The sequence below is a fragment of the Hymenobacter sp. HSC-4F20 genome (assembly GCF_019599275.1).
Lineage (GTDB): Bacteria > Bacteroidota > Bacteroidia > Cytophagales > Hymenobacteraceae > Hymenobacter.
Genome location: NZ_JAHZTD010000001.1, coordinates 2,264,849 through 2,278,206, shown reverse-complemented (window position 1 = coordinate 2,278,206; position 13,358 = coordinate 2,264,849). Strand labels below are relative to the sequence as shown.

At 60.9% G+C, this 13,358-nt stretch carries 11 protein-coding genes; 8 read left to right on the top strand and 3 right to left on the bottom strand.

Annotated features, from left to right (window positions below; all coding sequences use genetic code 11):
- Positions 1-131 precede the first annotated feature (131 nt).
- On the top strand, positions 132-1,145 hold the full coding sequence (locus K3G63_RS09700) for a bifunctional heptose 7-phosphate kinase/heptose 1-phosphate adenyltransferase (protein ID WP_220613831.1): 1,014 nt from the start codon (positions 132-134) through the stop codon (positions 1,143-1,145).
- 149 nt (positions 1,146-1,294) lie between these two features.
- Here the strand turns inward: K3G63_RS09700 and hemE are convergent, their stop codons facing one another.
- From hemE to K3G63_RS09685, 3 genes are read right to left on the bottom strand one after another with little or no spacing between them, the layout of a single operon-like run.
- Positions 1,295-2,320: a uroporphyrinogen decarboxylase gene (gene hemE / locus K3G63_RS09695; protein WP_220613830.1), complete on the bottom strand. Its 1,026-nt coding sequence runs from the start codon at positions 2,318-2,320 to the stop codon at positions 1,295-1,297.
- Between the two features lie 50 nt (positions 2,321-2,370).
- Positions 2,371-2,919, bottom strand: a complete 549-nt coding sequence (locus K3G63_RS09690) for a hypothetical protein (protein ID WP_220613829.1) — start codon at positions 2,917-2,919, stop codon at positions 2,371-2,373.
- Between the two features lie 27 nt (positions 2,920-2,946).
- On the bottom strand, positions 2,947-3,573 hold the full coding sequence (locus K3G63_RS09685; RefSeq protein WP_220613828.1) for a MarC family protein: 627 nt from the start codon (positions 3,571-3,573) through the stop codon (positions 2,947-2,949).
- A gap of 150 nt (positions 3,574-3,723) precedes the next feature.
- Between K3G63_RS09685 and purE the strand changes: the two genes are divergently transcribed.
- From purE to K3G63_RS09650, 7 genes are all read left to right on the top strand, one after another.
- Positions 3,724-4,281 carry a 5-(carboxyamino)imidazole ribonucleotide mutase gene (gene purE / locus K3G63_RS09680; RefSeq protein ID WP_220613827.1) on the top strand — a complete coding sequence of 186 codons (558 nt, stop codon included), beginning with the start codon at positions 3,724-3,726 and terminating at the stop codon, positions 4,279-4,281.
- Positions 4,282-4,347: 66 nt separating this feature from the next.
- On the top strand, positions 4,348-5,508 hold the full coding sequence (locus K3G63_RS09675) for an endonuclease/exonuclease/phosphatase family protein (protein WP_220613826.1): 1,161 nt from the start codon (positions 4,348-4,350) through the stop codon (positions 5,506-5,508).
- 169 nt (positions 5,509-5,677) lie between these two features.
- Positions 5,678-6,325, top strand: coding sequence for a hypothetical protein (locus tag K3G63_RS09670; RefSeq protein WP_220613825.1), 648 nt, complete (start codon positions 5,678-5,680; stop codon positions 6,323-6,325).
- Positions 6,306-7,454 carry an AAA family ATPase gene (locus K3G63_RS09665; RefSeq protein WP_220613824.1) on the top strand — a complete coding sequence of 383 codons (1,149 nt, stop codon included), beginning with the start codon at positions 6,306-6,308 and terminating at the stop codon, positions 7,452-7,454. Before K3G63_RS09670 ends, K3G63_RS09665 begins: the two co-directional genes overlap by 20 nt.
- Positions 7,451-8,200: a hypothetical protein gene (locus K3G63_RS09660; protein ID WP_220613823.1), complete on the top strand. Its 750-nt coding sequence runs from the start codon at positions 7,451-7,453 to the stop codon at positions 8,198-8,200. Before K3G63_RS09665 ends, K3G63_RS09660 begins: the two co-directional genes overlap by 4 nt.
- Positions 8,184-10,622: a hypothetical protein gene (locus tag K3G63_RS09655; protein WP_220613822.1), complete on the top strand. Its 2,439-nt coding sequence runs from the start codon at positions 8,184-8,186 to the stop codon at positions 10,620-10,622. Before K3G63_RS09660 ends, K3G63_RS09655 begins: the two co-directional genes overlap by 17 nt.
- A gap of 5 nt (positions 10,623-10,627) precedes the next feature.
- A complete protein-coding gene (locus K3G63_RS09650) occupies positions 10,628-13,357 on the top strand; it encodes a hypothetical protein (RefSeq protein ID WP_220613821.1) in 2,730 nt (909 codons plus the stop codon).
- The last annotated feature ends 1 nt before the right edge of the window (position 13,358 follow it).

Genomic DNA, 13,358 nt, shown 5'->3' with positions numbered 1-13,358 from the left:
GGGGGGCGGGTTTTTGGGCCCCCCCCGCCTCTCTTTTTACTGGCATCTCAGGAGTCCGGAAGGACGTCATGCCGAGTTGTTTCGGGCGGTAAGTTACCTTTGCGGCCTTTACACCTCCTGAATCTGTTGTAATGCCCGCTGCCCTGCCCGCTTCACTACCCGAGTTGTTTGCCGCGTTCAATAACCTGACTGTCCTGATTGTGGGCGACGTGATGATGGACGCCTACGTGTGGGGTAAGGCAACCCGCCTCTCACCCGAGGCCCCAGTGCCGGTAGTAAGCGTAAGCCGCACGGAGCAGCGCCTGGGCGGGGCCGCCAACGTTGCCCTGAACGTACAGGCCCTGGGGGCTACCCCGCTGCTGTGCGCCGTAATTGGGAAGGACCAGGGCGGCGACCAGCTGCTGGACCTGCTGCACGCTACCGGCCTCTCTGCTGAAGGTATCGTGCGCTCAACTTACCGGCCTACCACCGTGAAGCAACGCATCCTGGCCCAGGGGCAGCAGCTTCTGCGCATCGATTCGGAGGTGGAAACCGACCTCAATGCCGCCGAAAACGCCGAGCTGACTGTTCGCTTCGAGCAGCTGCTCAGCCAGGCCGACGTGGTTATTTTCGAAGACTACGACAAAGGCGTCCTCAACGAAACCAGTATTCAGCACTTCATCAGCCTGGCCCGGCAACGCACTATTCCGACGGTCGTGGACCCCAAGAAAAAGAACTTCTTGGCTTACCGGCACTGCACCCTATTCAAGCCTAACCTGAAAGAGCTGCGGGAAGGGTTAAAGCTGGAGTTTGGTGACACCGACGCCGACCGGCCCTACTTTGAAAGCGCCGTAGCCCGCCTGCGCGAAGTGCTTACCCCCGAAACGGTGCTGGTAACCCTCTCGGAGCGGGGCGTGTTCGTGGAGGATGACGCCCTAACCCGCACTTACATTCCGGCCCATCTGCGCACCATTTCTGACGTATCGGGCGCCGGCGACACGGTCATCAGCATTGCCGCCCTCTGCGTGGCTTTGGGCCTGCCTGCGCCGGTAACTGCTGCCCTGGCGAATCTGGGTGGGGGCCTCGTGTGCGAGCAGGTAGGGGTGGTGCCTATTGAAAAGCAGCAGCTACTGGCCGAGGCCGAAGGAGTAGGGCTGGCGCTGTAGGCAGCCTGCTAAAACAACTCATTCCAAATGCCGAGCATTCTGTACAGCACAAGCAGAGACGAGGAACCTGGGCGAGCCTATGCCGGGCCTCCCGATTCCTCGTCTCTGCTTGCTGCTTAAAAGGACGGCTCTGCTGCGGGATACGCTACCTACCGGCGGCTGTACTCCTTTACTGTTTCGATGAACACCTTCACATTGTCGGGGTTCGTGTCGGGATAGACGCCGTGGCCGAGGTTGGCAATGTGGCGGTGTTTGCCAAACTGGTCCAGCATCTGGCGGGTAGCCGTGCGTACCTGCTCCGGGGTGCCGTAAAGGGCGCAGGGGTCAAGGTTACCCTGCAAGGTTTTGTCGCCCACGAGGGGACGCACGGCGCGGGCATCCTGGTTCCAGTCAAGGCCAATGGTGCGGCAGGGCAGCTGGGCAAAGTCCTCCACGGCCCAGAAGGCACCTTTGGCAAATACCGTTACCGGCACCTCAGGAATGGCCGCGCAGATTTCGGCAATGTAGCGGGTGCTAAACTCCTTGTAGTGAGTAGGGGGCAGAATGCCAGCCCAGGAATCGAATACCTGAATGATATTGGCACCGGCTTGCACCTGAGCCTGGAGGTAGGCAATGGTTGTGGCGGTGATTTTGCGCAGCAACTCGTGGGCCAGTTCCGGCTCGGCGTAGAGCATGCGGCGGGCTTTGCTAAAGGTTTTCGAGCCGTGGCCCTCTACCATGTAGGCCAGAATCGTCCAGGGCGCGCCGGCAAACCCGATGAGCGGCACCCGCCCGTTGAGGGCACGCTTGGTTACCCGAATGGCTTCGAGCACGTAGCCCAGGTGCTCCTCGGGGTCGGCCACGCGCAAGCGGGCTACATCGTGGGCCGACTTCACCGTTTCCGGAAACAAGGGGCCACGGGCTTCCACCATCTCGTAGGTCAGGCCCATAGCCTCGGGTACCACCAGAATATCGGAGAAGATAATGGCCGCGTCCACGTCCAGGGCATCAACGGGCTGAATAGTGACTTCGGCGGCCAGCTCGGGAGTTTCTACCAATTCTTTAAAGCCACTGAGGCGGGCGCGCAGGGCGCGGTACTCGGGCAGGATGCGCCCGGCCTGGCGCATCAGCCACACGGGGGTGCGCTCGGTTTCTTCGCCACGGGCGGCGCGGAGGAGGAGGTCGTTCTTCAGCATAGGAGGCGCAAAGATACGTCTCCCCACTATGTTGTCAGCCGCTCCGGTATTCAAATACTGAATCGATAGATAACAAGTGACTTCCCGTCATTCAGTAAACCGACATATAACAACTCAAATGGGCCTCTCTGGGCATAACCGTGTGCGTAGCGGGTACAAGAAATAGTGCCCGCCACCTTTTCAAACGGCAAATCATCGTAGTACTCGTCACCCAAAATGCACGAACGGGGCGAAAACCGCGGGTTATTAGCCAGGTACTGCTGCAGCCGCTGATAATCCTGCGGTGCCACTTCTACCAAGGCACAGGCTCGGTAATGGCCTTGAGGAACATCGGGATAAGAAGCATCTTTCTTAATGAGGCGGCCTGACGCCGGGAAGGGAAGCAGCGTTATTTGCTCATATTTTTCCTGATAGAATTCATCGGCAGGATATAGTGCTGTGTAGAACGTATAAGAGACCAACAGACCTACCCCAACTAGGAACAGGATACTTGCGTGCTGCCCAATACGCCGCTGAAGCCACCTATATACTGCCCAGCACATGCCGAGTAGTGTCAGGATAAGCAGCAGAGGTGCAATAGGTGCAAGTGTCCAAGCCATTCAACTACTACCTACCTACCGGACTACCTACCGGCTTAATCCCGGAAACAGGGCTCCGATAGCCGTAGCCAGAAAATTCACCCCAATGGCCAGCGTGATAAAGCCCATAATGCGCGCCAGGGCGGCCATGCCGGGGCGGCCCAGAAAGCGCGTGAGCCGGAGGGACGACATCAGGATGAGGTAGGCGGCCAGGGCCACCAGTACGAAGCCCAGGAAAATCAGGGCCATATCTACATACGTCAGGCGCTCCGTGAACAGGCCAATGCACACGGCCATAGAGCCGGGCCCCGAGAGCATGGGCATAGCCAGGGGCGTGAAGCTGATATCGTCCTTGTGGCGGCTTTCGTCGAGGGTCGCGTCGGATACTTTGCTGCGGTTGCCGCCAGGCGTGAGCAAATCGAAGGCCGAGCGCATGAGCAGAATGCCGCCCGCAATGCGCAGGTGGTGGATATTGATGCCGAAAAAGTTGAGCACGTACTGGCCCGCGAAAAAGGAAACGGCCAGTACCCCCACCATATACATGCACGCCCGCAGGGCAATGCTGGCCCGGTGAGCCGGCGTGTCTTCCTCCGTCAGGGTCAGGAACACGGGCATGGCACTGAAGGGGTTCACCACGGAGAAGAGGGTAGTGAACGTAGCAAGCAGGATTTCCATAGGCAATAAGCACACCGGCGACGGGTAAAGGTACGAGCCTTTAAGAATCAGCAAGCAGGGAAAATGCTATGTTTATAGGCTCAACCGCCGTTCTGAGGGACCGTAAAAGCCAATCCTAGTTAGGTTGATCCTGTTTCTTTGTTTTCTCCTATGCCTACCACTCTTCCCGCCGCTGCGGCGGCCGATGTTCCTGCTCCCCACGATACTCCGCTGGTGGGGATTATCATGGGCTCCCAGTCGGATCTGAAAATTATGTCGACGGCGGCCGAGCTGCTGCAGCAGTTCGGCATCACCTATGAAATCACCCTGGTTTCGGCGCACCGCACCCCGCACCGCCTAGTGGAGTATGCCGAATCTGCCCGCAAGCGGGGCCTGCGCGTTATAATTGCCGGGGGTGGGGGAGCTGCCCATTTACCGGGTATGCTAGCTTCCTTTACTACCCTACCCGTTATTGGGGTACCCATCAACTCCACTACCTCCTTCCACGGCCTCGACTCCATCCTGTCTATGCTCCAGATGCCGGCGGGGGTGCCCGTAGCCACGGTAGCCCTGGACGGAGCCGCCAACGCCGCTGTGCTGGCTACTCAAATCCTGGCCCTGCATAATGCCCGCCTGGCGGATGTATTGGAAAAGTACCGTACCTCCCTTAAAGACAAGGTGATGCGTACCATTGAAGAGTTGCGCAAAGGCGGCTTCAATGATGATTGAGCCTGCCTGTCCCTGTTCCACCCCTTCTGCTCCCGCCTGATTCCCCACGCCTACTCTCTCCCTTCTGTGCCTGACCTTGATGTTCCGCTCTGGCTGCAAATTGCCCACGGCCTGACGCTGCTGTTGGCAGTAGCCGCGCTGGTTGCCACCTGGCTTCCTCTGCTTCGCCAAACGGCTTGGTGGATTCGCATTTTTGATTTTCCCCGCTTGCAGATTGTGGGCGTACTGGTGGTTGTCTTAGCCACCGGCATACTGCTGCAATGGCACCGCCCCGCCGATAACACGTACTGGGGGCCGGTGGTCTTGCTGGCCCTGGCGGCGGCAATCGTGTACCAGACGCTGCGCATTATGCCCTATACCCGCCTGGTACGCAAACAGGTGGGCGACAGCACCCTCAAGGACGAACGGCGCCGTCTGAGCCTGACCATGATGAATGTGCTACAATACAACAAGCAAGGGCAGAAAGCCTTACAGGTGTTGCAGCAGGCAGATTCCGATTTGATAATGGCGGTAGAAACTGACCTCTGGTGGCTGGAGCAACTCAAACCCCTGGAGCAAACCCACCCCTACACCTGCCACGAGCCGCTGGACAACACCTACGGGCTGCTGTTCTTCTCGCGCCTACCCCTGCACGGCTGCGAAGTAAAGTATCTACTGGACGATGATGTGCCTTCCATCCATACCTTGGTGGAGCTGCCCGACGGCAAAACCTACGTGCGCGTGTACGGCTTGCACCCCAAGCCACCGGCTCCGGCTGAGGCTAAAACCAGCACCAAGCGCGACGCCGAGCTGCTGCTGGTAGGCAAAGCCATCGACCAGAAAGATGAGCCCACGATTGTATTTGGCGATATGAACGACGTAGCTTGGTCACATACTTCCGAGCTGTTTCGCCGCATCAGTGGCCTGCTCGACCCACGGGTGGGGCGCGGTCTGCTCCCCACATTTCACGCCGAATATGCCCTGATGCGTTGGCCCCTCGACCACGTATTCGTCTCGCCCCACTTCAAGGTTGATGACATGGAGCGCCTACCCTACGTGGGCTCCGACCACTTTCCCATCTATATCAGGCTCAGTTACGAGCCCCACGACAAGGAGGAGCAGGAAGAAAACGCCGAGCAAGCGGATGTAGAAGACCATCAGGAAGCCATTGAGAAAATTCGGGAAGGCTTTGAGGAGGAAGACGAAGAAGAACAGGAGGAAACCAGCCGGCAACGTACCGGAAATTAACCCCTAACTCAAGGCTCCGGGCAACATGGCAGGGCCATTTTCAGCAGCTCCGACAGAGGTGAGCGGTATGGAATGAGGACCAAAAAAGGCCTGCCGGGGCTGTTTGCGCCTACTCCGATTTAACGGTGTATAATAGTTTGCGAGCATATCCTGTACGGTATAAGAAGGCATGACGCTGGCTGATTTTATCGAAGAACTACTGACGCGGGGCGACGTAACGGTGACTTCTGAGCCCATGCCGCCAACCGAAGAAGCGCAGCCCGTGGTCTTGGCCCTGCTGCAGCGCTACCACACCCAGGACGCGCAGCAGCAGCCCTATACTGCCCCGGCCTTCGATCCTGATGCTGCGCTGTGGGCCGCCCGTTACCTCTACCGCGCCGCGCAGCTGGCCGTGGTCCGGGAGCTGGACGAAACCGCCGTGCAGGTGTGGCTGCAGGACTATGCCGGGGCCCTGACCCCCGAGGCTGTTTACTCCGCCGACCTCACGCTGCGCTACCTGCCCGACTTGCTGCACCTGGCCAAAGGACTGGCCCCCGGCGACGCCCTGGTAAGCCACCTGCAAACTACTGCCCGGCAGTGGCCCCTTTCCTTCGTGGGAGGCGACATCGTGGGGGAAGTGCCCGTAGCGGTGCTAGCTCACCCCAGCCTCCGCGCCGCCTACGTAGACCGCATCATAGGTGCGCGCGACCTGCGCCGGGCCCGGCAACCGGAGGTAGCTGAGCTAGTGCGGGCGGCTTTGGGCCGCTACGCCGCCGAACTGTGGCCTGAATTTGAAGACCTTTTCTCAACCCCGACGAATGCAACCGAACCTGACTAGCGAATGGCTGTTGGTGGATAAACTCAATGCGGTAGCCCGCCACCTTAAAAGCACCTTTGTGGGCAAAGATGACATCATTGACCTGATGAGCATTTGCCTGGTAGGCCGCGAGAACCTGTTTATGCTAGGGCCGCCCGGCACGGCCAAAAGCGCCTTGGTGCGCGAGCTGGCCCGGCTGGTGCAAGGCCGCACCTTTGAGTACCTGCTGACCCGCTTTACGGAGCCCAACGAGCTGTTCGGCCCCTTTGATATTCGGAAGCTGCGCGAAGGCGAACTGGTGACCAATACGGAAGGTCTGCTGCCCGAGGCTAACCTTATTTTCTTGGATGAGCTGCTAAACGCCAACAGCGCCATCCTGAACAGTTTGCTGCTGGTGCTCAACGAGCGGGTGTTCCGGCGCGGCCGGGAAACGCGCGCCCTGCCCGCCCTGATGATTGTGGGGGCCAGTAATCATCTGCCGGAGGAGGAAGCCCTGCAGGCACTGTTCGACCGTTTTCTGGTGCGGGTGCACTGCGACTACGTGGCCCCCGACCAACTAGCCGAAGTACTGGAAGCCGGCTGGACCCTGGAGCGCAAAACAGCGGCCGAAGCGCCCACCATTACCGCCGAGGAAATCCTGCAGCTGCAGCAAGCCATTCCGGCCGTAGATCTGCAAGCCGTGCGCCCGGCCTACGTCACCCTGATTGGGCAGCTGCGCAATGCGGGCGTGCCCGTCTCCGACCGGCGGGCCGTGAAGCTGCAGAGGCTGTTGGCCGCCAGTGCTTTACTGTGTCAGCGCACCGTGGCTACCCCCTCCGATATGTGGGTGCTGCGCTACAGTTGGGATACCGACGAGCAGCGGGAAGTTATTGCCGGCATAGTAGATGCCGTGGTGGCCGCCGACGAGGAGCCCGGCCGCCACCCCCGCGCCGCCGGTAGCACCCTGCCCGATGCCGATGCCCTGTTGCAGGAAGTAACCGCCCTCGGCATCCAGTGGGACCAGCCCGAAACCTCTCTGGCCGAGCGCACCGCCATCAAAGACCAGCTCCGCTACCTAAACGGCCGCTGCCAGTGGATCGGTAGTGAAGTGCAGCGGGCTTACGTGCAGCAGCCGTTGGATGCGCTTTGGCAGAAAGTATTGCAGGCATGAGTACTACCGAGCGGGTTCTTCTGCTGAGTGAAACCGGCGGCCTGGCTTTGGCCGCCGTGCGCAGCCAGCCCGGGTTGCGCGTAGCCCGGGAGGCCGCCGGGGCCGAAAGCCGCCTGTGGGTGCGGGGCCTGCCGCCTACCGGGCAGTTGGCCCTGGCCGTTCGGCAGCTGCCCACCATCAGCACGTTTGGCCTGGATGCGGAAGGACGCTTGTTTCCGGTGGCCAGCCTGACGCCCACCACCCAGTTGCCAAGCGAACTTGAGTGGCAGCCTATCCAGGAGTTTCTACGCCTGGAGCTACCCACCGCAGCCCTGCCCGGTCAACTGCCCGCTCCGCACCCGCTTCGGCTGGTACCGGCCAGCCGCGCAATGGAAGGAGCCGCGTTGCTCACCACCCTGGCTGCCTGGCAGACCTACGCCAGCTCGGCCCCGGAAATACGCCTGCAGCGCCTACGCTTTGCCGTGGCTGGGCCTGAGCGGGTCCTGGTGCTGGGTACGCCGCTGCCCTCCGTGCCCGGCCAGGAGCACTGGCTGCATCACAACGTGCTGCTGCCCGCCGGGCTTGAGTTCGAAAGTCCGCTGCTGGCTTTGTTAGTAGCGCAAAAGTATAACCCGCACGGCAACGCGCTGCTGTTGTTTGCCGCTGATGGCAGCCTGGAGCGAATCCCGCATGCTTACCTGGTGCCTGCTACCCGTAGCGCCGCGCGCCTGACTACTGGAAGCTCAGAACATGACAAGCACGTTTAATCCGGTCCCGCTGGCCCTCACGTACTTCCGGGCACCGCAGGAGTATTTCTGGCACTGGGTAGAACAAGGGGAAATACTGGAGTGGCGTAGCGGCGCTACCATCTGCTACCGCGCCGAGCTGGTGCAAGTGCTACAGGCACTAGCTCCTTCCGGCCTACCTTCCCTCGGGACGCTGCTGCTCCTGCTTGCGGCCTGCCAAGGCGGTTGGCCCGAAGCCAGCGGTGGAGTAGGCCTTCTGCACGGGCTGCTCCAGGGGCTGCCCCCCGATGACACCGACACCATTGAGGTAGCCCAGATGCTGGAAGAGGCTCTTGAGTTTCTCCACACAGTAGGGGGCCTACCCCAGGAGCTGCGCTCCGGCCCACGCAAGCCGCATCTGCTGCACGAAGTTCTGCGGGGCGAGTACCGGCAGATAACGGCCGACTGGGCCGGCAGTGTCGTAGACGAGTGGACCAGCGGCCGCCTTGATGCCGGACTGCTTACGCCGGGACCACCCCCCACGCGCCAACGGTTTCTGGTCGATATTGGGCTGCTGGCCCGCGCCGCGCGCCGGTTCCCAACGGTAGCCAGCTTGGAGCTGCGCGTGCGTACCGGCCTCAATCAGCTACCCGAGCCCCTGGCCTTAATCGTGCCCAATCGGCCCACAGAGCTGTTCGAAGAGCTGGCTCTGGATGAACGCACGGCCGGGCTAGCCCGCCTGGCGCAACGGTTAGGGGCCGCCCTGCGCATTCCGCTGCACGCCCACGGAGCCAGCAACCAACCCTTCGGCGGCGTGTCCGACGTAACCAACCGCGGCAGCTTCGACCGGCTGCTGCTCAGCGAGCTAGCTTACGACGACCTGACTTTTACGGCCCGCTTAGTAAACAATGAGGCGCTGTACCTGCGCCGCGAGGAGCCCCCGCACAACCAGCCGCGCCCGCGCACTATTCTGCTCGATACCAGCCTGCCCATGTGGGGACTACCTCGGCTAGTTGCGCTGGCGGCAGCGTTGGCCTGGGCTCGTCAGTCTGCTCTCAGCCGGCCACCGGCTACCGTGGCGGCTTATGCCTTGGGAGGCCAGGCTGCCGAGGTACTTACTCTGGAAACCAAAGCTGGCGTTATACAAGCCCTGACCCTGCTTGACCCTGCCCTGCACTGTGGGCTGGCGCTAGAGCGGCTGATGAGCGAAGTGCCAGCGGCGGCGGAAACCGATACCCTGCTGATTACCGATGCGGGGCAGCTGCATCAGCCTGCCTTTGCGCCTTACTTGGCCGCAGCGCGCCCCAGTTTACGGTTCCTGCTCACCGTAGACCGCGGCGGACAAGTACACCTCTACGAGTACGTAAATAGTCACCGGGTGCCTGTCAGCACCAGTTGCTTGGAGCTGGATGAACTGCTATTCCGGTCTGCTACTACCCCGGTGCGGCCCGCGGCGCACCCCGCTGGTACCCCCGCTTTTCTGCTGCGCCACCCCAGCCCGCTGTACTTTCCTACGGTGGGCATGTACAACGTTACAGGCTACACCTTCCAACACGCCCATCTGGGAGTAGTCGGAATTACCGAAAAACGAAGGGTGCTGTTCTGGCCCAAAAAGGAATGTGGGGCGCGGGAACTGCTCCCCCTCATTGAGGAAGGGGAATACCGCTTCGGCTCAGATGAAAAGTCGTGGGTGTTTATTGTGGTGAGCAACCCCAAACAGAAGCGCTTAGTGTTTTACCGCCTGCCCCTGGGCGGACCTAACGAAGCCGCAACGACCGTTGACCTCTCCCCGGAATTCGGTACGCTGACAAAGATGCCCCCCATCACCTGGCGCGACACCAGTCTTGCCCTGTGGATCAACGGAGAATCGGTAGTCTTTGACTACTTGGCGGGCACTATTGTAGAGCGGACTCCGGCGCCTCTTCCTACCAGCCCTGCCCTAGCTGCTTGGCAGCTGAGTAGTGGCGTCGTGAAGCGCCATATCAACAACGGCTACAACGTGTTGCGGCGGGTAAATCGGCTCGGAATAAGCAATGGGCAACTGCTGATAGAAGGCTATGTGGTGCAGGTGGTAGAGAACGTGCACCTGAAGCTGCACGCTCATCAACAGCAGCTTCCTAACCTCCACCTGGCCACCTTGGAGTTGGATACCCTACAGCTTACCGGTAACCCGCGCCTGCTGTTTCGGCGGCTGGCCTGGCCCGATGGCAGTGCAGCCATTGTTGACCCACGTGGCCTGCTGCACCTGCGCAGCTCCGACGCATCCATCCCGGAAATAACCCTGGTTCTGGTGCTAAACAAGTCGTCGGCGGCCTGGGCTGCTGATGAGGCCGTGTGCGGTTCTTCGTACTTTACGGGGGTAGACCAGCCGGCCGGCAACGGCCTGGAGCAGAGCCGGGCTATGCGGGTACCGGACTTTTATACGCATTATCTTCAGCGCTTCATTGACCGCATTATCGCCTAGCCGTTATGCAACTCACTCTCCGCTACACTACAACTGCCCAGCGCCCCGCCTGCGCGGCCTTTCTGCGCGGCCCCGACCCAGGGGCGTGGCTGCGGGAACTGGGCCGCTGGAATGTAGCGCCCGAGCAACTGGCGTGTTACGTGGTGCCCCAGTCTATCCGGAATTTGCGGGCTGCCGGGCTGCTAGTCGTGTTCAAGGAAGGCCCGATGCCCACCGACTGCCTGGAGCCTTACGGGGTGGTAGCCAACCGGCTCTACGTACCCGTAACGGCTGAGCTATGGCCGGAAACCACCCCCGCGGAATTAAGCTCCATGCTGCTGTGGCCCCGCCAGCTGCTGCATCCCAGCATCGGTATGGTCGGGTTTGGAGCCGCAGACGAGGTAGCTCTGCTGGATCTGTTGGACACCCCTGCTCCCCGCGCCACCCGCTGGGACCTGGCTCATCCGGGCCTGCCGGCGCGCCCTCGCCTGCAAACCATCCGGGTACAGTCCCGCCCGCCCGCCGACCTGCTGGAATCCATGCGCGAAACCATCGGTACGGAACCGCTTACGGAGCTAACTAAAAAGGAGAAGGAGCAGGACACGCCCGTGCAGAAAGCTCTGGACTACCTGAAGGAAGGAGCATTGAAAACGGGGCTGCGGGTAGTGCAGGGGGTAGGAGGGGCGCTGGCGGGCCTGGCCGATATGCGGACAACGCACAGTGCCGGTGCGGGTGGGGCAGACAATGCCGGCCCCGGTTTGCTGCAGAAGCTGGAAAACTGGCTGGCCGGTAACTTAGCCAACCTGGAGCAAAAGCGCCAGGGCGAAATTGAGCGGCTGCTACGCTTGTTTGGCGACAACCCGGAGGAAGCCCTGAAATACGCTATTCCCCTCGGCGGGCCGTACCTCAACCGGGGTGCGGCGCCGCCTTCGGCCCGATTGGGTTCCCGTAACACCACCTTCGACCTACGCCGGCTGGGGGGCGGGCAGCGGGTGGATAGCTGGGACCTAGGGCCTTACGAACACCAGCTACGGGCCCAGTATCAGCGGGCGGCCCAGCAGGAATTGGCCGCGGGGCACTGCAAGAAAGCGGCCTACATCTACGCGCAGCTGCTGGGCGACTACCATTCCGCAGCCAAGGCGCTGGAGCAAGGCCAGTTCTACCGCGAAGCCGCCACCCTTCACAAAGAACACCTGCACAACTCCGTCGCCGCAGCTGGATGCCTGGAGCGGGGTGGTCTGCTGCTGGAAGCTGCCGAGCTATACACCACCCTGAACCACCACGAAAAAGCGGGCGACCTATATGATCAGCTTCAGCAGCCCGGAGCGGCAGCTCAGCAGTATGAGCTAGGTGCCGCTGGCTTTCTTACGCAGGAGAACTACTCCGAAGCGGCGCGCCTCCTGCACCGCAAACTGCACACTTCTGGCCGGGCCAAGGCCGCCCTGCTGCAGGGCTGGCACAACTCTCGCCAGCCGGAAACCTGTTTACGGCACTATTTTGAGGTAGTGGCCGCCGACTCCGCCGAGGAAGTTAGTGCCCACGTACGGGAGCTATACCGGGAGCACACGCCGGCTACCCGGCGGGCTGCGTTTCTGCACGTGCTTGTGAGTGTGAAGGAACGGTACTCCACCATCCCCGATTTCGTGGCTACCTCCCGCGAGGTGGCCTACGAAATCATCAGCCAGGAAGCTCAGGTCGGTAATCAGAAACTCCTTTCCCTGCTGCCAAACTTCCTGCCCAACGACCCGTTGATAGCCGCCGATTGTAGCCGGTTCCTGACTACGCAGGCCGCCGGGCCAAAGCCAAGTGTGCCATCAACACCTAAAACAGCAGCCTGGCAGCTTACCCCTGAAGTGACTTGGTACAGCGCTACTGCGCACCGCAACCAGTTCCTGGCACTGGGCCGCCGCGACAACCACCTGCACCTGGCCCGGGGCAATTGGTATGGCCACATCGAGTACTACTCCTGGCCCGACGTACTCTCGGCACACAGTCAGCCTGTGCTGTACGCCGATGCGTTTCATACCACCAACATTATCTTATTTGCCCCGCATCAAACGGGCTTTGCTACCCAGTACTTAGCCCGAAACAAGCATTTCGAGGAGGCCTTGTGCATCTTCAGCCCCAACCTGCCTTCTAATGTTATGGGAGTGGGGATGCTGCCCGACAATGTAGTGGTAACGCTTCTGCCCGACGGGGCAGCGCTGCAACGCAGGCACTACACCATGCAGGGCGGGCTTATCCAAACCGTGCCATGCCCAACCCCAGAAGGGGTAGTAGATGGGGTGAAAGGGTACGGTGCAGCGCCAATTTTTGCGCGCGGACAGCAGTACTACACCTACCTGAATGAGTACCTGCTGAAAGTAGCGCCCGATGACACAGTGCAGCTGGAACACCTGTACGAGGGTTCTGTTGGCGACTTGGTCATTTCTCCCTATCAGGCGAGCCCACTGTTTGCCGCTGTAACCAGCAAAGACATCTGCCTTATCAGTAACCTGGGCAAAGAGGAGGAGCACATCTTGCTTGATACCGATCCGCAGGATGACCTGCTGTGCTTTGTTGGAACTGGCCAGCTGGTAGTAGCGGGCGGCAGAGCGGCGGCTCTGTACGCCGCCACTAAGGCAAGCAAGAAGCCGCTGCAAACTTACACTAGCGCAAGCCGGATCGTCGCCGTGCTGCCTACCCTTGACCGCCAGCGGTTTGCCCTCTTAGATACAACGGGCCTGATTACCCAGTACGCCATTCCAAGTGAGTAAG

What these genes read in the sequence shown, in the direction of transcription:
- K3G63_RS09700 (WP_220613831.1), top strand. Translation starts at nt 132, where the DNA reads ATGCCCGCTGCCCTGCCCGCTTCACTACCCGAGTTGTTTGCCGCGTTC.
- hemE (WP_220613830.1), bottom strand. Translation starts at nt 2,320, where the DNA reads ATGCTGAAGAACGACCTCCTCCTCCGCGCCGCCCGTGGCGAAGAAACC.
- K3G63_RS09690 (WP_220613829.1), bottom strand. Translation starts at nt 2,919, where the DNA reads ATGGCTTGGACACTTGCACCTATTGCACCTCTGCTGCTTATCCTGACA.
- K3G63_RS09685 (WP_220613828.1), bottom strand. Translation starts at nt 3,573, where the DNA reads ATGGAAATCCTGCTTGCTACGTTCACTACCCTCTTCTCCGTGGTGAAC.
- purE (WP_220613827.1), top strand. Translation starts at nt 3,724, where the DNA reads ATGCCTACCACTCTTCCCGCCGCTGCGGCGGCCGATGTTCCTGCTCCC.
- K3G63_RS09670 (WP_220613825.1), top strand. Translation starts at nt 5,678, where the DNA reads ATGACGCTGGCTGATTTTATCGAAGAACTACTGACGCGGGGCGACGTA.
- K3G63_RS09665 (WP_220613824.1), top strand. Translation starts at nt 6,306, where the DNA reads ATGCAACCGAACCTGACTAGCGAATGGCTGTTGGTGGATAAACTCAAT.
- K3G63_RS09660 (WP_220613823.1), top strand. Translation starts at nt 7,451, where the DNA reads ATGAGTACTACCGAGCGGGTTCTTCTGCTGAGTGAAACCGGCGGCCTG.
- K3G63_RS09655 (WP_220613822.1), top strand. Translation starts at nt 8,184, where the DNA reads ATGACAAGCACGTTTAATCCGGTCCCGCTGGCCCTCACGTACTTCCGG.
- K3G63_RS09650 (WP_220613821.1), top strand. Translation starts at nt 10,628, where the DNA reads ATGCAACTCACTCTCCGCTACACTACAACTGCCCAGCGCCCCGCCTGC.